Source organism: Sessilibacter sp. MAH1, from assembly GCF_054658315.1.
The window spans coordinates 363,914-387,404 of record NZ_BAAGIC010000003.1; the positions used below are offsets into that span (position 1 = coordinate 363,914).

Genomic DNA, 23,491 nt, shown 5'->3' on the forward strand with positions numbered 1-23,491 from the left:
TTAAGGGCCGTCTATTTCACGTCGATTAAAGTGACTATTTGCAAAGGAATTAGCCGTTGTTGGATGTAACAATATCGTTATGCACGGGAAAGACATTGTTCGAGTAATCAGTCAGATAGTTTTCGAGAGTGATTCGAACCACGGGGAAGGCGAGCTTATCCCAAGGGATTTGGTCGAAATCGAACAGTTCAACTTCCAACGATTCTGGCCCCGGACCAAAGTCTTGATTGGCAACCTCGCCTTTATAGAACACATACACTTGGTTTATGTAGGGAACACTAAAAACTTGGTACAAAGATGGGTTGCTGATTTTTACACGCGCCTCTTCCCAAGATTCTCGTAATGCTCCTTCTTCTATAGATTCACCGTTTTCCATAAAACCCGCTGGCAGGGTCCATAGATTCGCGCGCGGCTCGATTGCGCGTTTACACAGTAGGATCTTGTCTTCGAATACGGGTAGACAACCGGTAATAACTTTGGGATTTTGATAATGAATGGTTTCGCATTCAATGCAGACGTGACGGTTTCTGTCATCGCCTGCAGGAACTTGAATGCTGACTTTGGCGCCACAGTTACTGCAAAATTTCATGAAATAAATCCAAAGAAAGGTTTTGCAGTATATCTTAAATTATTGTGCGGCAGCTGTGGTCTCGAATGCTAAAATTTTTGCACTGATTGTTGGGTTTGTTTCTGCAGGTAAATCGTCTTGGCCCTCATTGAGTACACGGCGCAGACGGTCAAAACTGTCGTGCATCATAGCCGACAGCGTGATACAAGCTTTCATCGGCGTACTGCTGGTCTTACGTTTAGCGTCGATTTGGAATTGCAATCCACGTAAGCGACGTTGCATATTTACAGGTGAGTTTTCGATGACAGCGTTAATATATTGCTCACGAAGAGCCTCAAACGCTGTTGGATCGTTTTTCGCTAACTCCATTAAGGTGTCGAAATCGGGTAGATCTTTTTGCATTGCTCGCCTCGCTTTGTGATTTCCTATACTGGCTTTGTGTCAGTCCTTTGTAAACAAATGCTATAAGAAGCCAGAAGAACTAAACAATTCCTGATACTATCAATCAGAAATTGGCGACCTAAATAATAATTTCTTATATAGAAAAACGTTTTCGCCATTTTAAAAAGGATTTTTGGCCTCTTGTTATGACGTCTATCATTCATATACAGGTAGTCATTGATGATTCACTTGATCATCGTTAATTTCTAGGAGTTAGATAACAAATATTTCTTATGCCTAATTTTTTTAAGCAAAATTTGCTTTCTATCGAAAATCTGCTTGTTCAGCAAAAAAACATCCGAAATGCTGGCGTTTTGGTCGGATTAGTACCTTTTGGTGACGATTATTCTGTGGTGTTAACTCGACGGGCAAGTCATTTGAAGTCTCATGCAGGGGAGGTTGCTTTACCCGGTGGAAAGTGGGAGCCCCAAGACGCCAATTTAATTGCCACAGCGTTGCGCGAAACCCACGAAGAAATTGGTTTAGAGCCCAGTGCCGTGGAGCTTATGGGCTGCCTGCCACTTCGAGCGTCGAAATTGGGTGTTAATGTGGTTCCGGTGGTCGGCATCATAGAAACGCTGCCGGTGTTGATTCCTAATCAAGACGAGTTGGACGAGGTGTTTTTGGTACCCTTGAGTTTTTTAAGAGAAGACTTAAGAACACGCACAGATATTTTTCATCGTGCTGGAAAAGATCACTGGGCGCCAGCTTGGCAGTTTGAGTGCTATGAAATATGGGGCCTTACAGCTCGGATACTGGTGGATTTGATGCAATACGGGTTTGACGTTAATTTAACTCGTGAACATCAAGCCCCGGAGCGAACCTACTGACTAAGTAACCCTTTTTAAGATCGATGCTGTGTTCGCCGATTTCGCCAGATAAGCTCTTCAAGCGTGAACAGAGTTTCGATAGTGTGTTATAACTCGGATCGATTCCACAACCTACGCCGTTTGTAAGCAAATGACCTTTAAATCATTCAAACCAAGTCAAGATTCATCAGATACTGGTGCCCGAGCTAAGCCAATCAACTCGCCATGTGTTTCTGTTTGTGTATTAAACGATGAAGACGTCTGCGTTGGCTGTTATCGAACGGGGTCGGAGATTTCGCAGTGGGGAAGAATGGCCGATGACAATAAGTTAGCCGTGCTTGAGCATTGCCGTGAGCGGGCAAAAAAACTGAATCCGTTTTTATAGGAGCTTCAGTTTTAGGCGCACTTTGCAGATGTCTATGATTGATTCATCCGTGATCTAGCCGGAGGCCGAAAAGTAATTGCGTGATAGCCAAGTTTTGGTCAAGTTCGATGATTTATGCTTGTTGGATTTGGCTGTGCATCCTTGCTGTGCTCAAAGCTCTCATTGATTCAAAGCTCTCATTGAATTGAGGTATTAAATTAGAGGCTTCTTGGATTTGGATTTTTTGACTTTTGCCTTAACAATAACCTTGTCACTCAGTTCGATGACTTCGAATATATAGCCATTAAGTTTGAAGCTGATCAACCCGTCAGGGATGGATTGCAGGAATTCAACCGAAAGCCCGTTCAGGGTTTTTGGACCTTCGGTCGGTAATTTCCATCCCAAATGCTTGTTAATGTCACGAATTGACGTAGAACCATCAATCTCAAACCAGCCTTCGCCTACATCGGTAATTTCTTCGTAAGAGTCTTCGGCTGTATTGGTGGTAAAGTCGCCAACAATCTCTTCGAGAATGTCTTCTAGAGTTACCAATCCCTGAACTTCACCGTACTCATCGACCACAATTCCCATGCGGCTTTTTTCTTTCTGGAAGTTTAGAAGCTGATTACTCAGTGGTGTGCCTTCATGCACGAAATAGGGTTTTCTGGTGTAACGGCGTATCGCTGCATGCGTGACCGTGCTGCCTTCACTGGTAATAATGCGTGATGCATGGCGCAGGTGCAGGGTACCAATAACATTATTGATGTCGCCTTCATACACAGGTAAGCGGGTGTAGTCGGTGGTGCGAATTATGTTCATCAAGTGATCGATATCGTCATTAAGATCAAGGCCTACTACCTCATTGCGAGGAATCATAATATCTTCGACAACGGTCTTCTCAAGATCGAGTACGTTAAGCAACATGCCCTGGTGTTGATCAGGGATTAGGTCACCGGCTTCGTCAACTACGGTTCTGAGTTCGTCTGGATGTAACTGATCTTGTTTTGGAGCCTTGTCGGGGTCAACGCCAAACACGCGGGCTAAAGAGTTGGATAAGAAGTTAACCAACAGCACAATTGGATAAAACAGTTTAAGTAGCGGCTGTAAAACCCAGCTAAAAGGATAGGCTACGCGCTCAGGGTGCAGTGCGGCGACGGTTTTTGGGGTTACTTCTGCGAAAATTAATACGACGACGGTTAGGATTATGTTGGCTACCCAGATATAGCCTTCTCCGTATAAGCGTAAGCAGATCATGGTTGCCAACGCTGCGGTAAAATTATTGACTAAGTTGTTACCAATTAGGATAACGCCAATTAAACGATCTGGTCGATCGAGTAGGCGGGCAACACGCTTAGCGCCTTTATTACCTTTATTGGCGGCGTGTTTTAGTCGATAGCGGTTGATGGACATCATGCCTGTTTCTGAGCTTGAGAAAAAAGCTGAGAGAACAATTAAAAAAGCAAGAATGCCAAAAAGGGTGCTAATGGGTATATCGCTCAAGCGGGGAAAACCTGTGTTGATTAGTCAAGAGTGGCAGTGACGATAGTCTCTGTTTACCGTTATAAAGTACTTCTATGAAGAATTAATTCGATAACCAATTTACTTCCAAAATATGCCACCATTAGTGAGCAAAAGCCCGAGAGGGTCCAGCGAATTGCGCTGTTGCCGCGCCAACCTCTGACGTGTCTGCCCCACAATAACGTGGCATAAAGCAGCCAGGCAAAGATCGACAAAATAGTTTTGTGCACCAGCGACTGCGCGAACATATCTTCTAAGAAGATAAAACCAGAAACGATCGAGAGTGTAAGCGTTATTTCACCCGCCCAAACAATATCAAACAGTAAGGTTTCCATGGTTTGGAGCGGAGGTAATAATCGGATTCGACCGGTTGCATGCTTGTTGCGTAGCTGATGGTTTTGCCATGCCAGTAAAATAGCCTGAAGAGCTGCGATCATCAAAAGGCTATAAGCCAGAACCGACAGCGAAATATGAATAAACAGGCCGTGTGGAATATTGTTAAACGGTGTAACTGGGCCTTCTGCTAATAAGGCGGCAATAATCACACAGGCTGAAAAAGGGAACAGGAAAACAAATAAATTTAATATCGGTAGTCGCAAGCCGCTGATGGCGATTAAAAAATTCACTACGCAGGTGATCAACGACAGGGCGACAAAAAATCCCAGTCGGTAGCCGTCTTCGGCAAATACCAAGTGATAAATACTTAGGGCATGGGCGATAACGGCAAGACAACAGGCGGTGATTAGCCAAGACTTTTGGACATTCTTAAGTTTTGCAATTTGAAGTGAGATATATCCGCCAGACACTAAGTAAAGAAACACGGCAGCTATACTGGGGGCGAAGCTTGACATTACAGTTTGTAAATCACTCTCAGACTTGAAAAGTTCGTCAAAGACGAGAGTGTGTCACAGGAAAGCGGCATTTAGAAGGGACAAAGTTTGTAAATTTCTACAGACATTAGTCCTGTATCTACAAGTGATACGCATAACTGAGCAGAAAACGCCTCAAAATCAGGATTAGTCGTGCATTTCCCTAAGCATTGGGTATACTCTGCGGCCAATTTTATTCGTGTAATCATCACAACATACTGCATCTTATGTTTGAAAATCTTTCTGATCGACTCACGCAATCCTTACGCAGCATTACTGGTAAGGCAAAAATTACCGATGACAACATCCAAAAGACCTTACGAGAAGTTCGTAAAGCGTTGCTTGAGGCAGATGTTGCGCTGCCGGTAGTTAAAGATTTCGTATCACAGGTTCGCTCTAAGGCTCTTGGTCAGCAAATCTCCAAGGCGTTGAATCCCGGCCAGCAATTTCTAAAAATTGTTGAGCGCGAACTCGTCCTAACCATGGGCGAGTCCAACGAGACCTTGGATTTGGCCGCACAACCGCCTGCTGTAATTTTGATGGCGGGTTTACAAGGTGCTGGTAAAACCACTTCTGTTGCCAAGTTGGCGCGTTTTCTTAAAGAACGACAAAAGAAAAAGGTGTTGGTTGTTTCTGCCGACATCTATCGTCCAGCAGCGATTAAACAGCTGGAGACTCTTGCGGGTGAGGTTGAGGTTGAGTTTTTCCCTTCTACTGCTGAAGAGAAACCGGTAACCATCGCACAAAATGCCATTGCTCATGCCAAGCGTCAGTTTTTCGATGTGCTAATCGTCGATACCGCGGGTCGTTTGCATATTGATCAGGCGTTGATGGGTGAAATTAAGGATCTGCACGCCGCAATTAATCCTGTCGAAACCTTGTTCGTGATCGACGCGATGATCGGTCAAGATGCCGTTAATACCGCAAAAGCATTTAATGATGCTCTACCTTTAACGGGTGTTGTTCTTACCAAGGCCGATGGTGATGCCCGTGGCGGTGCAGCCCTTTCGGTTCGCCATGTCACCGGCAAGCCCATCAAGTTTTTGGGTGTGGGTGAAAAGGTTGACGCGCTTGAGCCATTTTATCCTGAACGTATTGCTTCTCGTATTTTGGGCATGGGTGACGTTATGTCACTTATTGAGCAAGCTGAGCAAAAAGTCGATCGAGAAAAAGCTGAAAAATTGGTTAAAAAAGTCCAAAAGGGTCAGAAATTTGATCTTGAGGATTTACGCGATCAACTCCAGCAAATGGCTAACATGGGTGGTATGGCATCCATGCTTGAAAAGCTGCCCGGAATGGGTGGTATGGCCAAGATGGCCGAGCAAGCGGATGTCACCAAACAATTCAAGCAAATGGAAGCTATCATCGGCTCCATGACTCCAGAAGAGCGCCGTAATCCGGACGTTCTTAATGGTTCACGTAAACGCCGCATCACCATGGGTTCCGGTACCGACATTCAGGATTTGAACCGTTTGCTCAAGCAACATAAGCAAATGGCGAAAATGATGAAGAAAATGAAGGGCGGTGGTATGGCGAAAATGATGCGCGGCATGGGTGGCATGCTTGGCGGTTTACCCGGTGGTGGTGGCCTACCTCCTGGTATGGGTAAATAGCCGCAAAACTCTCTGGCTCCTCTATACATTGGCACGCGGTTGAAATATAATCGCGCGCCTTAAATTTTTGGGTAAATTCTTACTCAAGAGTTACCTTTCAGAAGACTATCTTCTATTAGACATAAATGTGTGGCATTGCCGTGAGGCAAAGTCCAGCTTAACAAAAACAGGAATCTTAAATGGTAAGTATTCGTTTGGCTCGTGGCGGTTCTAAAAAGCGTCCTTTCTATCATGTGACTGTAACTGATTCACGTAACACCCGTGATGGTCGTTTTATCGAACGTTTGGGTTTCTTCAACCCAGTTGCGCGTGGTCAAGAAGTTCGTTTGCGTATCGACAACGAAAGAGTTGAATACTGGTTAGGTCAAGGCGCTCAAATGTCTGATCGCGTTAGCCAATTGGTTAAAGAATCTCAAAAAGCAGCAATTGCGGCTTAATTTTTTGAGCGCGCGCTGAGTATGTCTGGTTTGGTTCCGGTTGGCCGTATAGCCGGTGCATTCGGAATTAAGGGTTGGGTTAAGATTCTGTCTGACACCGAGCCCAGAGAAAATATCTTTCAATACACACCTTGGTGGTTAAAAACCCGTCATGGTGTAAAGGTCTTTGAGTGTGATGAGTTTCAAAATCACGGCAAAGGTCTAATTGCTCACATTAAGGGCGTTGATGATCGCGATGCCGCTGAGTTATTGGCTGGTGTTGAGATCGCTATTGATCGCGAGCAATTGTCACCGTTAGAAGACGGCGAGTACTACTGGAGTCAGTTGATGGGTTTGAGAGTGATAACCCATGTTAATGCTGAAGCCGGTGACGCCGATTCAGGTTCTTTACAGAGCGTGGATCTAGGGGTGGTAAAAAAACTGATTGAAACTGGTTCTAACGACGTACTTGTTGTTATGCCAGATGCACAAAGTTTTGATGATCGAGAACGGCTGTTACCGTATTTGCCCGGGCAATTTATCTTAGAGATAAACCTTGATGCAGGCACGATTTTGGTTGATTGGGACCCAGATTTTTAGAAGTCCTTGGAAAGAGAGTCGAGTAATCTTGCTCGCAAGATTACCTGCTACGGATTGGTTATGCGAATCGCGGTTGTGACACTATTTCCAGAGATGTTTAACGCTATTACGCAGTACGGTGTTACGTCTCGAGCAATCAAAGATGGCCTTGCGGATTTGCGCTGCTTTAATCCTCGTGATTTTGCGCAAGATCGCCACAAAACTGTTGATGATCGTCCCTATGGCGGTGGTCCTGGAATGCTCATGAAAGTTGAGCCTTTAGAAAGAGCACTAGAAACGGCTCTCGATTGGGCAAGACAAGATGAACAACCCTTAAAGGTTGTTTATATGAGCCCTCAAGGAAAACCATTGGATCAAGGCGATGTTATCAACCTAAGTTCTGTCAGTAATAATCTTGTATTAATTGCTGGCCGATACGAAGGCATTGACGAGCGGTTCATTGAATCCTACGTCGATAGTGAAATCTCGATTGGCGACTATGTACTAAGCGGTGGTGAATTACCGGCAATGGTTTTGGCAGATACTTTAATTCGCCAAATTCCAGGAGCGCTGGGTCATAAAGAGTCTGCAAATGAAGATTCTTTTGCAAATGGCCTGCTAGATTGTCCTCATTACACTCGGCCAGAGTTGTATCAAGGGCAACAGGTTCCGGAAGTCTTATTGTCTGGGGATCACGAGCGTATTAGAAAGTGGCGCTTAAAACAGTCTTTAATCAGAACCTACGAAAGACGACCAGATTTATTAAAGCAGAGGGAGCTCAGTAAAGAAGAAAATTCTTTGCTGAAAGAATATCTCTCGCAAGCAAGCGATTTAGATTCGATAAGCAAACCTTAAGAATATTTTCGCAAAGACTCATCCGCCAGGTCGGTAGTTTTTGATGAGAACTGAATTGATGGTCTAGCTGAGAAGCTACACCGATAAAGAGTTAGGAGCAAAAAATGACTAACAAAATTATTCAAATGCTAGAAAACGAACAGCTTAAAAAAGATGTTCCTGAGTTTTCACCGGGTGACACCGTAGTTGTTCAAGTGAAAGTAGTAGAAGGTAGTCGTGAGCGTTTACAGGCTTTCGAAGGCGTTGTAATTGGTAAGCGTAACCGTGGCTTAAATTCAGCATTCACCGTGCGTAAGATTTCTCACGGCGTTGGCGTTGAGCGTACTTTCCAAACTCACAGCCCATTGGTTGATAGCATTAGCCTTAAGCGTCGTGGTGATGTTCGTCAAGCTAAGCTTTACTACTTGCGTAACCTTACTGGTAAGGCTGCTCGAATCAAAGAAAAACTCAACTAAGTTACAGGTTGATGTTTCTAAAAAGCCGACTTTATGTCGGCTTTTTTGTGTCTAAAATTTAAGAAAATAAGTCATTTGAAAAAAAACAATTTTTGCGGAAAATTTTTGGAACCTCGTTAATAACATGAGTTCCAATAGCTCGAATTATCGATTGTTAATAACCGTAAAAATATATCTATAGTCTTTTACAGGCTTGCTCATGATAAATAAACACTATGGACGAGGTGCAGCTTGAATTTTCTTAACGTAAAACACAGTCTTGGAGCCCTAATGACACGGTCTATGCCGAGATTAAAATTGTATAAAGTATTAGGTGCAACTTTGTCTGCGCTTACCTTTTCATTGGCTGCAATGACTGTTTCTGCTCAAGAGTTAGACACGTCTGTTTCCAAAGAAGTTGAATCGGTTGTAATTTCCGGCATTAACAAAGCTCGTCCGCAGCTGGTTGTTGAGTCTGTTAAGAAGAGTCCGGTGAATGGACTCTACCAAGCGAAAATTGAAAATGGCCCTACGCTTTTCGTAAGTGCTGATGGCCAATACGTGCTTGCAACTGATATGTATCAGGTAGTTGCTGGTGGTTTTGTGAATCTACAAGAAGTAGAGCGCGAAGAGTATCGTAAAGAGTTGGCTCACCGCCTAGACGAGAATCACGACGATGCGATTGTTTACTCACCAAAAGGTGAAGTAAAAGGGGTGGTGAACGTATTTACCGATGTTGATTGTGGTTTCTGTCAGCGTTTGCATCAAGAAGTGGCTGAATTGAACGAAATGGGTATCGAACTTCGTTATTTAGCGTATCCACGTAGCGGGCTAAACTCAGAGTCATACAATAAAATTGCTTCGGCTTGGTGTGCAGACGATCAGCAAAAAGCAATGAATAAACTGAAAGCTCGTGAAGAAATTGCTATGAATGTTTGTGAAAACAACCCAGTTGCCGATCACTATGCACTTGGTAATCGCATTGGTGTTCGTGGCACGCCTGCATTGTTGTTAGACGATGGTACTTTGCTACCCGGTTACTTACCTGCTAAAGAATTAGCGGCGCGTATTGGTGTTGCTTCTGCCAACTAAGCCTAGAAAAAGCCGTTATCGTTCTTCAAAAAAGCCCTTTAAGGGCTTTTTTGCGTTAAGGCCAGCGCGTGCTTTCATTGATCTGGGCTTGTTCTGTTTAAAATTAGCGAATCACCCGTTTAATTGGTCTATTGATTTCCCAGTCCTGACTAATCATGTCGCACTATTTTGTATTCTAAAATACACATTGTCTGATTAAACTGCCTATTGAATACATTGCCACAGCGAAAGGCTTCTTTAATATCTTGGCGCAAGGAATGATCGACATTGAGTGGACTACAGCAAACAGCATTTCGTCGAGTGTTAATTATTGGTTGGGTGTGGCCAGAGCCTAAAGCTTCAGCCGCCGGTGAGCAGATGCTCGCAATCATTCGACTTATGCAATCCGTGAGTGAAGAGATTCATTTCGCAAGCCCTGCACAAAAGACGGAGTTATCTTTCCCGCTTGAGAGCATTGGTGTTCAAACTTCAGCTATTGACGTAAACAATTCTTCCTTTGATTTGTACCTTGCAGATTTGTCGCCTGATGTTGTGATTTTCGATCGTTATATGATGGAAGAGCAATTTGGCTGGCGAGTTGATCTTAATTGCCCAGACGCGATACGAATTTTGGATACGGAAGACTTGCACAGCTTACGAGAAGCTCGGCAAAAAGCACTAACAAACGGTTCTAAACTTGACTTAAACACTGAGAAAGCACTTCGTGAAATTGCTTCTATTCACCGGTGCGATACATCCTTAATTATTTCACGCGACGAATTTGATTTATTGCAGCGCCACTATCAAGTTCCTCAGTCTTGGCTAGTGAACCTTCCTTTGCGATACGGTGCCGGTGACATAAACCCCGATAACTCTCATCTAGCAAAGATGCTCGGATACGAACATAGAACCCATTTCATCTCTATTGGTAATTTCCGACATCCGCCCAATTGGGATTCTGTGTTGTGGCTCAGAGAGCTGTGGCCAAGCATTAGAGCGCAAATTCCCAATGCTAAACTTCATATTTACGGTGCCTATTTACCGGCAAAAGCCAAACAACTGCATAATGAAAAATTGGGTTTCTATGTGCACGGCTGGATAGAAGACGCATTTTTAGCGATGTCTCGTGCTCGTGTTTGTCTTGCGCCATTGCGTTTTGGTGCTGGGCAAAAAGGAAAGCTAGTGTTGGCTGCAATGGCTGCAACACCCAGTGTGACCACTACAGTTGGTGCTGAATCGATGATGTTGGAAGAGACACTTTGGCCGGGTGTTATCGCTGATAAAGAATCTGAGTTTATAAATGCAGCCGTTCGGCTTTATACCGATGAAGATTTTTGGATCAGCGCTCATTCGCGTTGCGATGCCTATGATCAGTATTACAACAAAAAGCCAAACTGGGGTAATGAGCTAGTTACCCGATTAATCTACCTCAAAGAAAATTTAGCTCAGCATCGTAATAGCAATTTCGTTAGTTTGATGTTGCGCCATCATCATCATCGGTCAACGCAATTTATGTCGCAATGGATCGAAGCTAAAAATCAGCTGGCTGATTTGAAAGACTCAGACTAGGTTTGGAAGAGTTGTGAGGCGAGCTATTAGCGCGATAAATCAGCGTTAAATTTGACACAGCAACTCAGCCTAAGTAATGTTGCCTACCCTTTTTCGGGCGCCAAATAAGGTAAATGTTCACTCATCATGAAGGCGTCGTTAATCCAGAGGAAGTTAATTTTGAAACCGGTAAAAGTTGGTATCTGCGGTCTAGGAACCGTAGGAAGTGGCACTGTTAATGTTTTAACTCGAAACGCGACTGAAATCAGCGCTCGTGCAGGTTGTGAAATTATCATTACACAAATTGGCGCTAGACGAGATAACCCTAACTGTAATACTTCTGCCTTTAATGTTACTCGTGACATTTTTGAGGTAGTAACCAACCCGGAAATTGATATTGTTGTTGAATTGATTGGCGGTACAACCATTGCGAAAGATTTGGTTTTGCAAGCCATCGCCAATGGCAAGCATGTTGTGACGGCAAACAAAGCATTAATCGCTGAGTTTGGTAACGAAATATTTACAGCCGCGAAAGAAGCTGGCGTCACTGTAGCCTTTGAAGCCGCCGTCGCTGGTGGTATTCCTGTTATTAAAAGCATCAAAGAGGGTTTGGCCGCCAACAAGATTCAATGGCTAGCGGGAATTATTAACGGTACTGGCAACTTTATTTTGACAGAGATGCGCGACAAGGGCCGCGCCTTTGATGACGTATTGAGAGAAGCGCAAGCGTTAGGTTACGCCGAGGCAGATCCTACCTTTGATGTTGAAGGCATCGATGCTGCTCATAAGTTGGTGATCTTGGCGTCTATCGCCTTTGGTATGCCGTTGCAATTCGACAAGGTATTCACCGAAGGTATTACCAAAATTACCGCCGAAGACGTGTCATACGCCCAAGAGTTGGGTTATCGCATTAAACACCTTGGTATTGCCCGCAAAGTTGGCGATGCGGTTGAATTGCGAGTTCACCCAACATTAATTCCAAAAGAACGATTGATTGCGAATGTTGATGGCGTTATGAACGCGGTTATGGTTAAAGGTGATGCCGTTGGCCCAACTATGTATTACGGGCCAGGTGCGGGTGCTGAGCCAACTGCTTCGGCTGTAATTGCCGATATCGTCGATCTTGCTAGGACTTTAACTGCTGACCCCGAGCACCGAGTGCCTCATTTGGGCTTCCAACCCAATGCGCTGAATAACTTTGAAGTGCTGCCGATTTCAGAGGTGCAAACCTCTTACTACATTCGCTTAAATGCACTGGATAAGCCGGGCGTACTTTCGACCATTACGCAAATTCTAAGTGATGCAGGCGTCAGCATTGAAGCTTTGATCCAAAAAGAACAGCCCGAATCTATCGAAACCTCTCCAATTATTTTGCTGACCAACCGAGCTGTGGAAAAAGATTTAATGCGAGCTGTGGAGAAAATTCAAAACCTATCGTCGGTGGTTGGTGAAGTCTTCCAAATTCGTATGGAATCACTGGGTAAGTAATCTAATTTTCTGGGAAAAAAGTTGTGAAATACATCAGTACGCGCGGACAGGCGCCAACGCTTAATTTTGAAGATGTGGTTTTGACAGGCCTAGCCAGTGATGGTGGCCTCTATGTGCCTGAAACCTTACCCAAATTTAGCGCAGAAGAGATTCAATCTTGGGCCGGATTGAGCTATCAAGAACTCGCGTTTAAGGTAATGAAGCCTTTCGTCACCGAAACGCTAAACGATGAAGAGCTTAAAGGTTTGATCGATAAGTCTTACGCGACTTTTCGTCACGATGCGATTGCGCCTTTAGTGCAATTGGGTAAAAACGAATGGGTTCTAGAGCTGTTCCAAGGACCAACCCTTGCGTTTAAAGACTTTGCGTTGCAGTTTTTAGGCAATCTTCTTGACCATATTTTGAAAAAGCGCGATCAAAAAGTCGTCGTAATGGGTGCAACTTCTGGCGATACCGGTTCAGCTGCCATCGAAGGTTGTCGTCATTGCGAAAACGTTGATATTTTCATTTTGCATCCGTATCAACGTGTCAGCGATGTACAGCGTCGACAAATGACCACAGTTATCGAAAACAACGTTTATAACATTGCTCTTGAAGGTAATTTTGATGACTGCCAAAACATGGTGAAAGCCAGTTTTGCTGATCAGTCATTCTTGCCAGATGGCCGCCAATTGGTTGCCGTAAATTCAATAAACTTTGCCCGCATCATGGCGCAAATTGTTTATTATTTTTACTCGGCTTTAGCGTTGGGTGCGCCGCACCGTGAGGTTTCTTATTCGGTGCCGACCGGTAACTTTGGTGATATTTTTGCCGGTTATCTTGCCAAACAAATGGGTCTGCCCATTAAGCAATTGATTGTTGCAACCAATCAGAACGACATTTTGCATCGCTGTATTACCAATAACGATCACAGTAAGCAAAGTTTGGTTCATTCTCTATCGCCGTCAATGGACATTATGGTTTCGAGCAACTTTGAGCGTTTGTTGTTTGACCTGTACGGTCGTGATGGTGCTGCAATCAAGCAACTTATGGAAGACTTTAAATCGGGGCCAATTACGCTTTCCGATGATGTATTTACTAAGCTAAAAGCGGGTTTCTCCAGTTATCGCTTGGATGACGAAGAAACCACCACGGTTATTGCTGATGTGTTTGAAAATACCGGATATTTGCTAGACCCGCACACGGCGATTGGCGTGCAAGCGGCCCGTAAAAACAATCAATCGCCAGAAACACCCATGGTTTGTTTGGCGACTGCACATCCTGCAAAATTCCCTGAGGCAGTCAACAAAGCGGTGGGCATTGCAAATCCTGAATTACCGCATCACATGGTCGATTTGTTCGAGCGTGAGGAGCAGTATCAGGTACTAGCGAATGATATTTCCGCAGTACAACAGTTTATGTCTGCGAATATCCGTTAGTAAAAAACCGCTCAATGTGGCCAGGATTCTTCTGGCCACTTTCAATCTAATCGCTCCGTGTAATCCAGTAATCCAGTCTCTTCTTGATCGCTCAAGTTTCTTTGTTTGTAGATTTTCAACAGAAGACGGTGTCCTGTGAGAATTTCCCAGATTGTTGCCTGATCCCGTGGTTCAGGATCACGTTGCAACACTTATCTGCTTCGCACTTTTGCTTAGTGATCCCCTAAAAAAAGAATTTAAGTTGTTTTACCGCACTCATGCCAATAATCTGTACCAGTATCTGATATAAATTTTATTCATGTTGGATTAAAAGCGTCTGTAATCGGTTTGAGGTTTTTGTGTACCGAAAGTACAAGATTATGGCGCTAAGTTTGCTGGGTTGTTATTCACTTATTCGTGTTTGAACAACATGAGGTCGCTATGAATTTGACGCAAAGTTCGGAAATTCTTAATTTGTTGCTGCCGTTAATAAAACGGTTTCCCAGTTTTCCAACGGCCAATGCTCTGTATAACAGAAATTTTGTTTCTGTTTTTCGCGCAGCCATTGAGCGCTTGCGTGCTCAGGGCCAGTCTGTACAGAGCAGTCACACCGAACAGCTGACCTGTTGCCATATCCACTTTTCGGAAAGCGTCACCGGCAGGCACGATCAAGATAAACTTCAAGCGCTTAATAAACTGTTAACCGAAGAGGCCGCGAAGCTTAAGCGTCATTTAAAAAAACTTAAATCTATCGAGCAAGATTTAGTTTATTTAAAAAATCTGGATGATCGATTTGATCACAATAGTAAAAAATTAATTCGTTTAGCACCTTTTTTATACGATCAAAACGGAAAAGCCATTAATGCTGCTGGTTTGATACATTTTTCTTGCAAACACTATTCGCCCACAGAAATACAAAATGTATTTGATGATCACTTTCGCCTTTATTTAGCACCAATTATTGAAAATATTGCTAAAAAGAAAGGTTTTGGTCAGCTGCAAAAAATTACCAATAACACCTTAAATCAATTTATTCCCAAGCACGTACTTACAGCTACGCAAATTTATAATGCAACTCAAGAAAAAGTTGCTTCGAGACATATCCTACTCGAAGAAGTACCGGCTTTGTATTCAACATTGCGCGGGGCTGTTGCGAAAGATTGCAGCATGGTCTCTGTACCGTTTTACGGATTGTTAAAACAGGTACGTGTTTTTTGGATATTTAAATCCCAGAATTCTCAAGGCGTACCAGAAGGCTATGTTTTATTACTGGAAAACGAACATAACAACTCCATTATGCCCTGTGTGTTAACCATTAACGGCCCCAATCTTACGCAATCAGATGTTCATGCAGTCTTTAAGGCACTTGCGGAAATTTATAACACTGAAACAATAACGGTTGCGGACTGGAATTACACTAAATTTTTAGTGAATTATTCTCCCATTCGCGAAGCTTTAGATCAGTGTAAAACACAGCTCGCCGATGTGTTCAAATTGCCGGAACACTGGAGTGAAATGACCGATGAATCCTTTAATTTTGATTGCTATAGCGAAAGCCATTTAAGTCGATTTTTATCGTTGAACATTAATGATTTACCGCTGAAATCTTTTTCCTCAAAAGTTTCGGAAGTTGATGATCTATACCCAAACGTATTTGAGTCAACGTCGTTGCCGGTTATTGATAGGGCGATAGTGGGTTATTATTTTAAACAAGATAATTTAAATTCAGCGCTGCTGGCCTGTCAAAGCGGTAGGTCAAATGCTTTGGTAAAATCTGAGGATTACAATGACGTAGAATGGAATTATTGGATTGAGAGCCAGTTGTCTATTAGTTCTAATCAATTGACCAGCATTAAGCATTTTTTTGACTTATATGTGAATAAAACATTTACTGTAGAAGTTTTTTGGATCTTAAACAGAGAATTTAATTTTAATTTAATGGATTTACTTTCTATTGATGTATTGTTACGTGCACCAGTAATAATTGAATTGATTAAGCTTGAAAATAATGCAATTGAAAGTGTTTTTTCAAACCAGGCTCTTAAGAAAGTTTGCCAAAACACTTTTCAGCAGTTAAATGAAAAATTACAAGATACTACGCTTAATCCAGAGACGCATTCGTTTATAAAAGACCAGCTTACCGCTCTGCCTGACAAGTATGTCGAAAACTACTGGGGTGTTGTTCGTCAATTCTTATATAACTCCTCAGGTCATTTGCCAGATTATTACGCGCTTCAGCGTATGGTAAAGCATTTGAAATCTAAGAGCGCTATTGAGTCTATGATGTCGTTCTTTTTAGAAGAAACTGTGTTTTTAACGTTTGTGCGACCGCAAGACAAACGCTGGTATGAATTTTTTAAACAAGCCGAGTCCGTACAGGTAGATGACATTGTTTTAACTAAAGTCTTGTATGAGTCGTATTTCAAGAAGATGCTGAGTACTGACTCTAATCTTGCGATATACGAAACGGCAAAGATATTTGCATTTTCTCTAAAGCTTAATTTATTTAAAAAAATTTTTCTGCTGGATGACGCTGATCTGTCTGATGTAAATGTGTTTGAAGCTCATGATAACTATGAACACTGGCTAAATGTGGTTGCCAATGCCCAAAATTATGAAGGTGATGTGTTGGTGGAATTTCAAAATCGAGTCGATACAGAGCTAAAATCACTGGTCAAAGTTTGATGAGAGGAGAACAGAATGTGCATCCTACGCTCACTTTAAAACGAATAAATTAAATCCAATAGAGAAATTTACGTCTGTTATTGGTCGTTTTTGTCTAATGTTATTAACTGCCAATCGCTGCCTTTTTTCAGTTCAACACTTTTGATTTTGCCAAAACCTTCTACGTTGACTAAGTTGGTCTGTTTTGGCCATATCTCTTGTAAAGCCGTTTGTTTAACCGATATAAACTGAATCGCTTCGGGTTTTTCTACTTCTTGGTAGACCCAAAAATATTTCTCGTCGGATTCAAAACCAACGTTAACCAAAACGGGTTCTTGATCTTGAAGTTTAATTTTAAAGCTCTCAATTACATAATCGGCGAAAGCTTTTTGCGTTTCTGGCTGTTTATTAAAATCGGCGGTAGGTTTAAAGAGTTGTTTCACTACGTGTTCTGCATCGTGCACTAGAAAGCGATGTATTATTTCTAGATTTTCCGTTCTTGGGTTTAACTCAATGGTGGTGATTGCGTACTTCTGTTGATGCGCCTGAACCTGAGTTACAGCAATAATTGTGGTTAATATCAGTAATATAAAAGAAGAAAATTGTTTTAGTTTCATACGATAAGTCATTGAAAAAACGCCACTAAAAAGTGGCGCTATAGGGTGTAATTAAATAATGCTGGGTTCAAACTCTTTTTAATTTTGCAACATTATTTCTTTTGCTTTTTCTCTTTTGGTGGTTCTACTTTGGTTTTGATGTCGTGCATTATATCACGCGCAATTGGATGCTCATCTTTCTCGTCTTTGAATGCTTCAATACGTGAAGGAATTATTTGACGTGGGTAGTGGTTATTTTCGACATCCACATCGGCGGTTTCCCAACCCGGATCAACAACAACAGACTTAAGAAGCTTGTCTTTCTCGGTGACGATCAGTTTGCGAACCGCTTTGGGTGAGCGACGCCAGATTTCCGCAGGAATGTATTGATCTTCAACGGTGCCGTCTTCATAGGTTAAACGAAGAAGAATTGGCATAACTAAACCGCCGATATTAGAAAACTCCATCAAATAATAGTTTTTGTCTTCTTTAACCGCCCGAGCCAGTGCTTCACGTTCCCAATCTTTTAGGTCGGCAAGGTCTTGCTGGTATTTATTGCGTTCCTTATTTGTAACAGTAAAGCGATCGTTTTCGTCGTAAAAATCACGAATATCGGGGTTTTTGTCGATCCACAATTCGCGGCCTTCGGCTTTGTTGGTTTCAACAAAACGTGATGGCGGTTTATCGGCTTCTTCTTGGCGTAGGCGCTCAAGATCAACGTCTGGATTCCAAGTATCCAAACGTAATTTAGAAACTTTATCGATGGAAATATCTACATGATCGGTGGTGTAAAACCAACCGTACCAGAACCAGTCGAGATCAACACCCGACGCTTCTTCCATGGTTCTGAAAAAGTCCGACGGAGTAGGGCGCTTATATTTCCAGCGTTGTGCGTATTCTTTGAAGGCGAAATCGAATAATTCGCGACCCAAAATAACTTCACGAAGAATGTTTAAGGCGACCGCAGGTTTGGTGTAAGCGTTTGGTCCTAGGCGCAAAACGCTGTCTGATTGAGTCATTACCGGAACCTGAACGTCCGATTTCATGTAATCAACTACGTCACGAGGCTCAACTTGCCATGGGATATTCGGGTCCCATTCGCGACCAGCAATTCCGTCTAGGAAGCTGTTTAGACCTTCGTCCATCCAAGTCCATTGACGCTCGTCAGAGTTCACCACCATTGGGAAGTAGATATGACCAATCTCATGAATCACCACACCAATTAAGAAGCGTTTTTCCTTTTGAGTGTAGGTTCGAGAATTATCACTTTCATTCCAGGTTGTTCTTGGGCCATTAAAGGTGATCATCGGGTATTCCATACCACCTACAGGGCCGTTAACACTCTGGGCAACAGGGTATGGATAATCAAAAGAGAAACGAGAATAGACTTCTAAGGTGTGAACAATGGCTTCTGTTGAGTACTTTTTCCAAAGATCGCCGCCTTCTTTAGGGTAGAAAGACATGGCCAATACTTCGGGCATGTCTTCGCCACCTTGCTGGTAACCTTTGGCGTCCCACATAAACTTTCGAGACGATGCCCACGCAAAATCGCGAACGTTCTTAGCTTGGAAGTGCCAGGTTTTTTTATCGCTGGTTCCTGCTTTTTCGTTCTCAAGGGCTTCTTTTTCAGTAACGATGAATACTGGGCGTTTTGCGGTTTTAGCTTGCTCAAGACGATCTAACTGGGTTTTGGTTAAAACATCAGCCGAATTTTGCAGCTCACCGGTTGCCGAGACAATATGATCGGCAGGAACGGTGATAGAAACGTCGTAATCACCAAATTCCAGTGTGAATTCACCACGGCCCAAGAATTCTTTGTTGTGCCATGCTTCGTAGTCGGAATAGGCTGCAACTCGCGGATACCATTGTGCGAGCAGAAAGATGTCGTTGCCGCCTTTGCGCTTATCATCTGGGAAGTGTTCATAGCCGGCGCGAGCGCTCACGGCGTCTTCTTCGACGATATTAAACGTGTAGTCGATATTGAAGGTAAGCGACTCATCGCCTTTTAGAGCTTTAGGTAAATCTAGGCGTAACTGCGCGCCGTTGACGATAAACGGAAGCTTGTTGCCTTCAGAGTCGGTAATTTCTAGAGACTGATAGCCCAAGTCATTATCGGCGTAAAATTGCTGACGGCGAAGCTCACCCAGCGATACTCCGGCAGGTTTGCCACCTTCAGCGGCGCGAGTACCGGGGCCTCTGCGTCCTTCTCCGGCGAAATCCAGCGTGCGCTCGGCAATAGATTCAGGTTTAAAGCGGTTTTGCTCTAATTGAATCCAAAGGTATTTGAGGTTGTATGGTGAATTGTTGTGGTAGGTGATGGTTTCTTTTGCGCTAAGGGTGCGCTTGTCTTCGTTTAAAACAGCATCAATTTTGTAATCAACTTGCTGCTGCCAGTAGTCGATACCAGGCTCACCGGAAGCACTACGGTAGACGTTAGGTGTTGGCAGAATTTCATCGAGCTGGCGAAATTTATCTTCAAAATCGCCTTTACTTTGTTTAACAACAGTTGCGTGACTTAGGCTTGAACCAGCACACAAAACCGCGGTGAGAATAACCATCGAATGAGGGGTAAAGCGCACTGAGTGCCCTCCTAGATATTGAAGAGTCCGCTGGTGGTAGCGGTAATCCTTGTCTTAATGTATTGGGTCATCAGTCTGAAACAGAAGCGCGGCGATGCTCTCACTTATTAGCAGATCAGCTGTAACACTGTCAGAGAGACGCCTAAATGAGCAATTGCCTCATAAACTTCGCGTATCTTATTAGTGCAAGTAAAGTGGTGAAAAATACCAGTAGACTCAAAAATACTTTTTAGGCGACATGTGCTTGAGCTTTTTCTGACCAAAAATACGTGCAAAATAGGTTCTCCTGTAGATTTAGCTCGATTTCTAGCAACCTATAGGAACCTCTGATTAACTCATCCTTGATTTAATCAGAGGACAGAAATTGAAAATGTGATTTCTAATTTCTTCACAATTTCAATCACTTACAGTTCTTGAAATTGACGACACATCCTTGTGTCGCGAGAAACTCTAGGTTAATCAGAGTTTCCTATAATTTGTTGAGCGACGATAACTCTGGCAATGATATCTCCGGCAATGATATCTCCGGTAATTTCGTTTCCAATATTCGTTGTATTCGCAGAGCGCAAATTAGACGTTGTTTGCAGGCTTTTTACGAGTTGATACTTGATTTAGGACGATAATAATGGATTTTAAATCGATTCTTTTTGAAGCGATTAAGACCTTATACAGTGAAGCCAATGCAGACATTACGATGAAATTCATCGTTGACTGTTGTTAAATGTTTCTTAATTTTTACCGTAAATAATTGAAGATCTAATACCTTGAACACTGTAAATACCGTCATCAAACGAAAGTTAATTCAACCAGACAGTTCATTGTCGAATTATTCGCCATTGATGCAGCGATTACTGGCAAATCGTGGAATCACTCATCCCTGTGATCTCGATTATGGGCTCAATAATTTGCCGTTGCCGGAGAGTTTATTGGGTATTGATAAGGCCGCAGAGGTTTTAGCTCAAGCGATTATTCACCGGCAAAAAATATTAATTGTGGGTGATTTTGATGCCGATGGTGCGACCAGTACATCTCTGGCAGTTCTGGCATTAACCGCAATGGGCGCCGTGGATGTCGGTTATTTGGTGCCTAATCGTTTTGATTATGGCTATGGACTGACCCCAGAAATTGTTGAGGTAGCTGCGCAGCGATCGCCAGACGTTATTGTTACGGTGGATAACGGCATATCATCAATAGACGGTGTAAATCGAGCGCAAGAGCACAACATTAAAGTTGTGGTTACCGATCATCATCTTCCCGGAGACCGTCTTCCAAGTGCCGATGCGATTGTGAATCCGAATCAGCCGGGCTGTACTTTTCCAAGTAAAAATCTCGCCGGAGTGGGTGTTATTTTTTATGTGTTAAGCAAGGTTCGATCGGTATTAGACACTCTGAATTGGTTTGCAGATCAGCACATTGTGAAGCCTAACTTGGCAAATTATTTAGATCTAGTTGCGTTGGGCACAGTTGCCGATGTGGTTAGCTTAGATTCTCTGAATAGGCGTTTGGTGCATCAAGGTTTACTGCGTATTCGAGCCGGACAGGCGCGTCCGGGAATTCAAGCGTTGATAGAAATCGCTGGTCGTAATGGTCGAAATTTAACATCCGGTGACATTGGGTTTTCAATTGCGCCACGTATTAATGCCGCTGGACGATTAGACGATATGAGTTTAGGTATTCGTTGTTTAATGAGCGACGACTACACCGAAGCAACCGAGTTGGCTCGGGAATTAAACGATTTAAATCAGGATCGCCGCTCTATAGAAGCCGCTATGCAACAAGAAGCTTTGGCATCTTTAGGTAACCTAGACCAGTTACAAAACACCGAGTTGCCTTGGGGAATGTGTCTGTATCAGGCGGATTGGCACCAAGGTGTGGTAGGAATCTTAGCGTCGCGTATCAAAGACCGTTTTCACCGACCCGTAATTGCCTTTGCGCAATCGGACCAAACTGGAGAGTTAAAAGGTTCGGCACGATCCATCAAGGGTTTGCATATTCGCGATGCTCTTGACAGTATTGCTACCAAACACCCCGGATTAATTGAAAAATTTGGCGGACACGCCATGGCGGCGGGATTAACGCTTAAACATGAAAACTACGCGCAGTTCGCGCTGATGTTTGATGAGCAAGTTCGACAACTGATTGATGCAGATGCGTTGGAAGCAGCCATTATTTCGGATGGATTACTTGAGGTTGAATATTTTAATTTGGCGACTGCAAGGTCTTTGGCTGAATTAGGGCCATGGGGCCAGAATTTCCCGGAACCTTTATTTGATGGTGAGTTTAATATTCTTACGCAAAGAATCGTCGGTGAAAAACATTTAAAGCTGACGGTTGCCCCTATAGCAAGTCCGCAAGATGTTTTTGATGCAATCGCGTTTAACGTAGATACTCGTGTTTGGCCCGATAAAAATATTCGACAGGCACACTGTGCGTATCATCTTGATGTGAACGAATTTCGTTCACGTGAGTCTCTTCAGTTGCGTATGGTGTGTTTAAATCCTAAAAATTAAAAAACGTGTAAGGAGCATTAAAAATGCTGCTGACCATATTCACTGTTAAAGAATCACAAATTAACGGAGAAATTTTTAGGGTTCCAGAAGTATTAATGCTTTGTTCGTATTGAACCTTTATCGGTTTTCTTTCAGGATAATTACTCGTATACATAAACGGTAAAAATATTTAGGTATCGATTTTGAAAAATAATCACGTATCAGAAAAATCGTCTTTTAACGTTATCTTTTTAATTATTGCGGCTTTGCTTTTGATAGCAGTGCTAGGGTTCGTGTATCTAAATTTAACTGGCAAGCCGGACGACAATACAACAAATTCGGTAGGTAGCGAGGCCATACCTGAGGTCGAATCTTCGAGGGAAGATTTTGCACCGCTTGAGGCAGTCACAACACCGGATATTCCTGTGCAAACACGTGAAGAAGAAACACCTGAATTGCAAGCGCCGGAGCAGGTGCGAGCGCCATTGCCACCGTTGACTGAAGCAGATCCTTTTATTCGCAATTATTTTCAAGAACTCGGCTTTAGCGAACAACAAATACTGTGGTTAAGTTCATCGGAATTATTCCAGCGTTGGGTAACCGTTATAGACGGGTTATCACAAGGGCAATTAATTCGTGGTGTGGTTTCAGTAGAACCACCAAAAACTACCTTTCCGGTGAAAAAAATTGATAATCGTTATTTTTTAGATGAGAAAGGTTTTTCTCGATTTGATTCTTATATTGCAGGTTTAGAAATTATTTCTCCGAGTGCTCTTGCAGATACATTTCATTATTTCAGACCTCTGCTTGAAAAAACCTATGGGCAACTCGGCTATCCTCCCGAAAATTTTGATAATACGTTAATTTTGGCGCTGGATAATATTCTAAAGGCACCTGTTTATCCTGGGCCTATAGAGTTAACGTCCAAATCCGTGGCGTATCTTTTTGAAGATCCCGAGTTAGAAAAATTGACGCCACTTGAAAAGTTTATGATTCGAATGGGGCCTGAGAATACGGCGCGCATCCAAACGTATGTTGCTAAATTTAAAGAGAGTTTAATTAGTGGCCGGTAATAGAGAGTTTCTGGTTGATTGCATTCTGTTTAATTTGTATTGCATATAGGAAACTCTGATTAACCTAGAGTTTCTCGCGACACAAGGATGTGTCGCCAATTTCAAGAACGGTAAGTGATT

At 43.0% G+C, this 23,491-nt stretch carries 20 protein-coding genes; 14 read left to right on the plus strand and 6 right to left on the minus strand.

The window, feature by feature from the left end; all coding sequences use genetic code 11:
- Positions 1 to 49 precede the first annotated feature (49 nt).
- Entirely contained in the window at positions 50 to 589 is a 540-nt protein-coding gene (locus ACYQ28_RS04970; protein WP_460048152.1) for an NUDIX hydrolase, read from the minus strand.
- Positions 590 to 628: 39 nt separating this feature from the next.
- Positions 629 to 970, minus strand: a complete 342-nt coding sequence (locus ACYQ28_RS04975; protein WP_460048150.1) for a DUF3135 domain-containing protein — start codon at positions 968 to 970, stop codon at positions 629 to 631.
- Between the two features lie 272 nt (positions 971 to 1,242).
- Here ACYQ28_RS04975 and ACYQ28_RS04980 point away from each other — a divergent pair, with 272 nt between their 5' ends.
- A complete protein-coding gene (locus ACYQ28_RS04980; protein WP_460048148.1) occupies positions 1,243 to 1,839 on the plus strand; it encodes an NUDIX hydrolase in 597 nt (198 codons plus the stop codon).
- Between the two features lie 130 nt (positions 1,840 to 1,969).
- Positions 1,970 to 2,203 (plus strand): DUF1289 domain-containing protein, encoded by a 234-nt coding sequence (locus ACYQ28_RS04985; protein WP_460048147.1) that lies wholly within the window; start codon positions 1,970 to 1,972, stop codon positions 2,201 to 2,203.
- Positions 2,204 to 2,395: 192 nt separating this feature from the next.
- On the opposite strand, the gene ACYQ28_RS04990 is transcribed toward ACYQ28_RS04985, so the two are convergent.
- Entirely contained in the window at positions 2,396 to 3,682 is a 1,287-nt protein-coding gene (locus tag ACYQ28_RS04990) for an HlyC/CorC family transporter (protein ID WP_460048146.1), read from the minus strand.
- Between the two features lie 59 nt (positions 3,683 to 3,741).
- Positions 3,742 to 4,551 (minus strand): cytochrome C assembly family protein, encoded by an 810-nt coding sequence (locus ACYQ28_RS04995; protein ID WP_460048145.1) that lies wholly within the window; start codon positions 4,549 to 4,551, stop codon positions 3,742 to 3,744.
- A gap of 245 nt (positions 4,552 to 4,796) precedes the next feature.
- Between ACYQ28_RS04995 and ffh the strand changes: the two genes are divergently transcribed.
- The 10 genes from ffh (at position 4,797) to ACYQ28_RS05045 (ending at position 16,655) form a co-directional block, all read left to right on the plus strand.
- The gene (gene ffh / locus ACYQ28_RS05000) at positions 4,797 to 6,182 is read left to right on the plus strand and encodes a signal recognition particle protein (RefSeq protein WP_460048144.1); all 1,386 of its coding nucleotides are present in this window, start codon (positions 4,797 to 4,799) and stop codon (positions 6,180 to 6,182) included.
- A 179-nt stretch (positions 6,183 to 6,361) separates the two neighbouring features.
- Positions 6,362 to 6,619: a 30S ribosomal protein S16 gene (rpsP, locus tag ACYQ28_RS05005; RefSeq protein WP_460048142.1), complete on the plus strand. Its 258-nt coding sequence runs from the start codon at positions 6,362 to 6,364 to the stop codon at positions 6,617 to 6,619.
- Between the two features lie 21 nt (positions 6,620 to 6,640).
- The gene (rimM, locus tag ACYQ28_RS05010; RefSeq protein WP_460048140.1) at positions 6,641 to 7,198 is read left to right on the plus strand and encodes a ribosome maturation factor RimM; all 558 of its coding nucleotides are present in this window, start codon (positions 6,641 to 6,643) and stop codon (positions 7,196 to 7,198) included.
- A gap of 60 nt (positions 7,199 to 7,258) precedes the next feature.
- Positions 7,259 to 8,032, plus strand: a complete 774-nt coding sequence (gene trmD, locus ACYQ28_RS05015; protein ID WP_460048139.1) for a tRNA (guanosine(37)-N1)-methyltransferase TrmD — start codon at positions 7,259 to 7,261, stop codon at positions 8,030 to 8,032.
- 104 nt (positions 8,033 to 8,136) lie between these two features.
- Positions 8,137 to 8,487 carry a 50S ribosomal protein L19 gene (gene rplS, locus ACYQ28_RS05020; protein ID WP_460048137.1) on the plus strand — a complete coding sequence of 117 codons (351 nt, stop codon included), beginning with the start codon at positions 8,137 to 8,139 and terminating at the stop codon, positions 8,485 to 8,487.
- Between the two features lie 270 nt (positions 8,488 to 8,757).
- Positions 8,758 to 9,558 (plus strand): DsbC family protein, encoded by an 801-nt coding sequence (locus ACYQ28_RS05025; RefSeq protein ID WP_460048136.1) that lies wholly within the window; start codon positions 8,758 to 8,760, stop codon positions 9,556 to 9,558.
- 267 nt (positions 9,559 to 9,825) lie between these two features.
- Positions 9,826 to 11,106, plus strand: a complete 1,281-nt coding sequence (locus ACYQ28_RS05030) for a glycosyltransferase (protein ID WP_460048135.1) — start codon at positions 9,826 to 9,828, stop codon at positions 11,104 to 11,106.
- Between the two features lie 159 nt (positions 11,107 to 11,265).
- Positions 11,266 to 12,573, plus strand: a complete 1,308-nt coding sequence (locus tag ACYQ28_RS05035; protein ID WP_460048134.1) for a homoserine dehydrogenase — start codon at positions 11,266 to 11,268, stop codon at positions 12,571 to 12,573.
- Positions 12,574 to 12,596: 23 nt separating this feature from the next.
- The gene (gene thrC / locus ACYQ28_RS05040; RefSeq protein WP_460048133.1) at positions 12,597 to 13,991 is read left to right on the plus strand and encodes a threonine synthase; all 1,395 of its coding nucleotides are present in this window, start codon (positions 12,597 to 12,599) and stop codon (positions 13,989 to 13,991) included.
- Positions 13,992 to 14,411: 420 nt separating this feature from the next.
- Positions 14,412 to 16,655, plus strand: a complete 2,244-nt coding sequence (locus ACYQ28_RS05045) for a hypothetical protein (protein ID WP_460048132.1) — start codon at positions 14,412 to 14,414, stop codon at positions 16,653 to 16,655.
- A 77-nt stretch (positions 16,656 to 16,732) separates the two neighbouring features.
- Here ACYQ28_RS05045 and ACYQ28_RS05050 read toward each other — a convergent pair whose 3' ends face one another.
- Together ACYQ28_RS05050 and ACYQ28_RS05055 are read right to left on the minus strand one after the other, a co-directional pair.
- The gene (locus tag ACYQ28_RS05050) at positions 16,733 to 17,263 is read right to left on the minus strand and encodes a DUF6702 family protein (protein WP_460048131.1); all 531 of its coding nucleotides are present in this window, start codon (positions 17,261 to 17,263) and stop codon (positions 16,733 to 16,735) included.
- Between the two features lie 80 nt (positions 17,264 to 17,343).
- Positions 17,344 to 19,809: a M1 family metallopeptidase gene (locus ACYQ28_RS05055; RefSeq protein WP_460048130.1), complete on the minus strand. Its 2,466-nt coding sequence runs from the start codon at positions 19,807 to 19,809 to the stop codon at positions 17,344 to 17,346.
- A 764-nt stretch (positions 19,810 to 20,573) separates the two neighbouring features.
- Between ACYQ28_RS05055 and recJ the strand changes: the two genes are divergently transcribed.
- Positions 20,574 to 22,319, plus strand: a complete 1,746-nt coding sequence (gene recJ, locus ACYQ28_RS05060) for a single-stranded-DNA-specific exonuclease RecJ (protein ID WP_460048129.1) — start codon at positions 20,574 to 20,576, stop codon at positions 22,317 to 22,319.
- Between the two features lie 182 nt (positions 22,320 to 22,501).
- A complete protein-coding gene (locus ACYQ28_RS05065; protein WP_460048128.1) occupies positions 22,502 to 23,371 on the plus strand; it encodes a DUF3014 domain-containing protein in 870 nt (289 codons plus the stop codon).
- Positions 23,372 to 23,491: the final 120 nt, after the last annotated feature.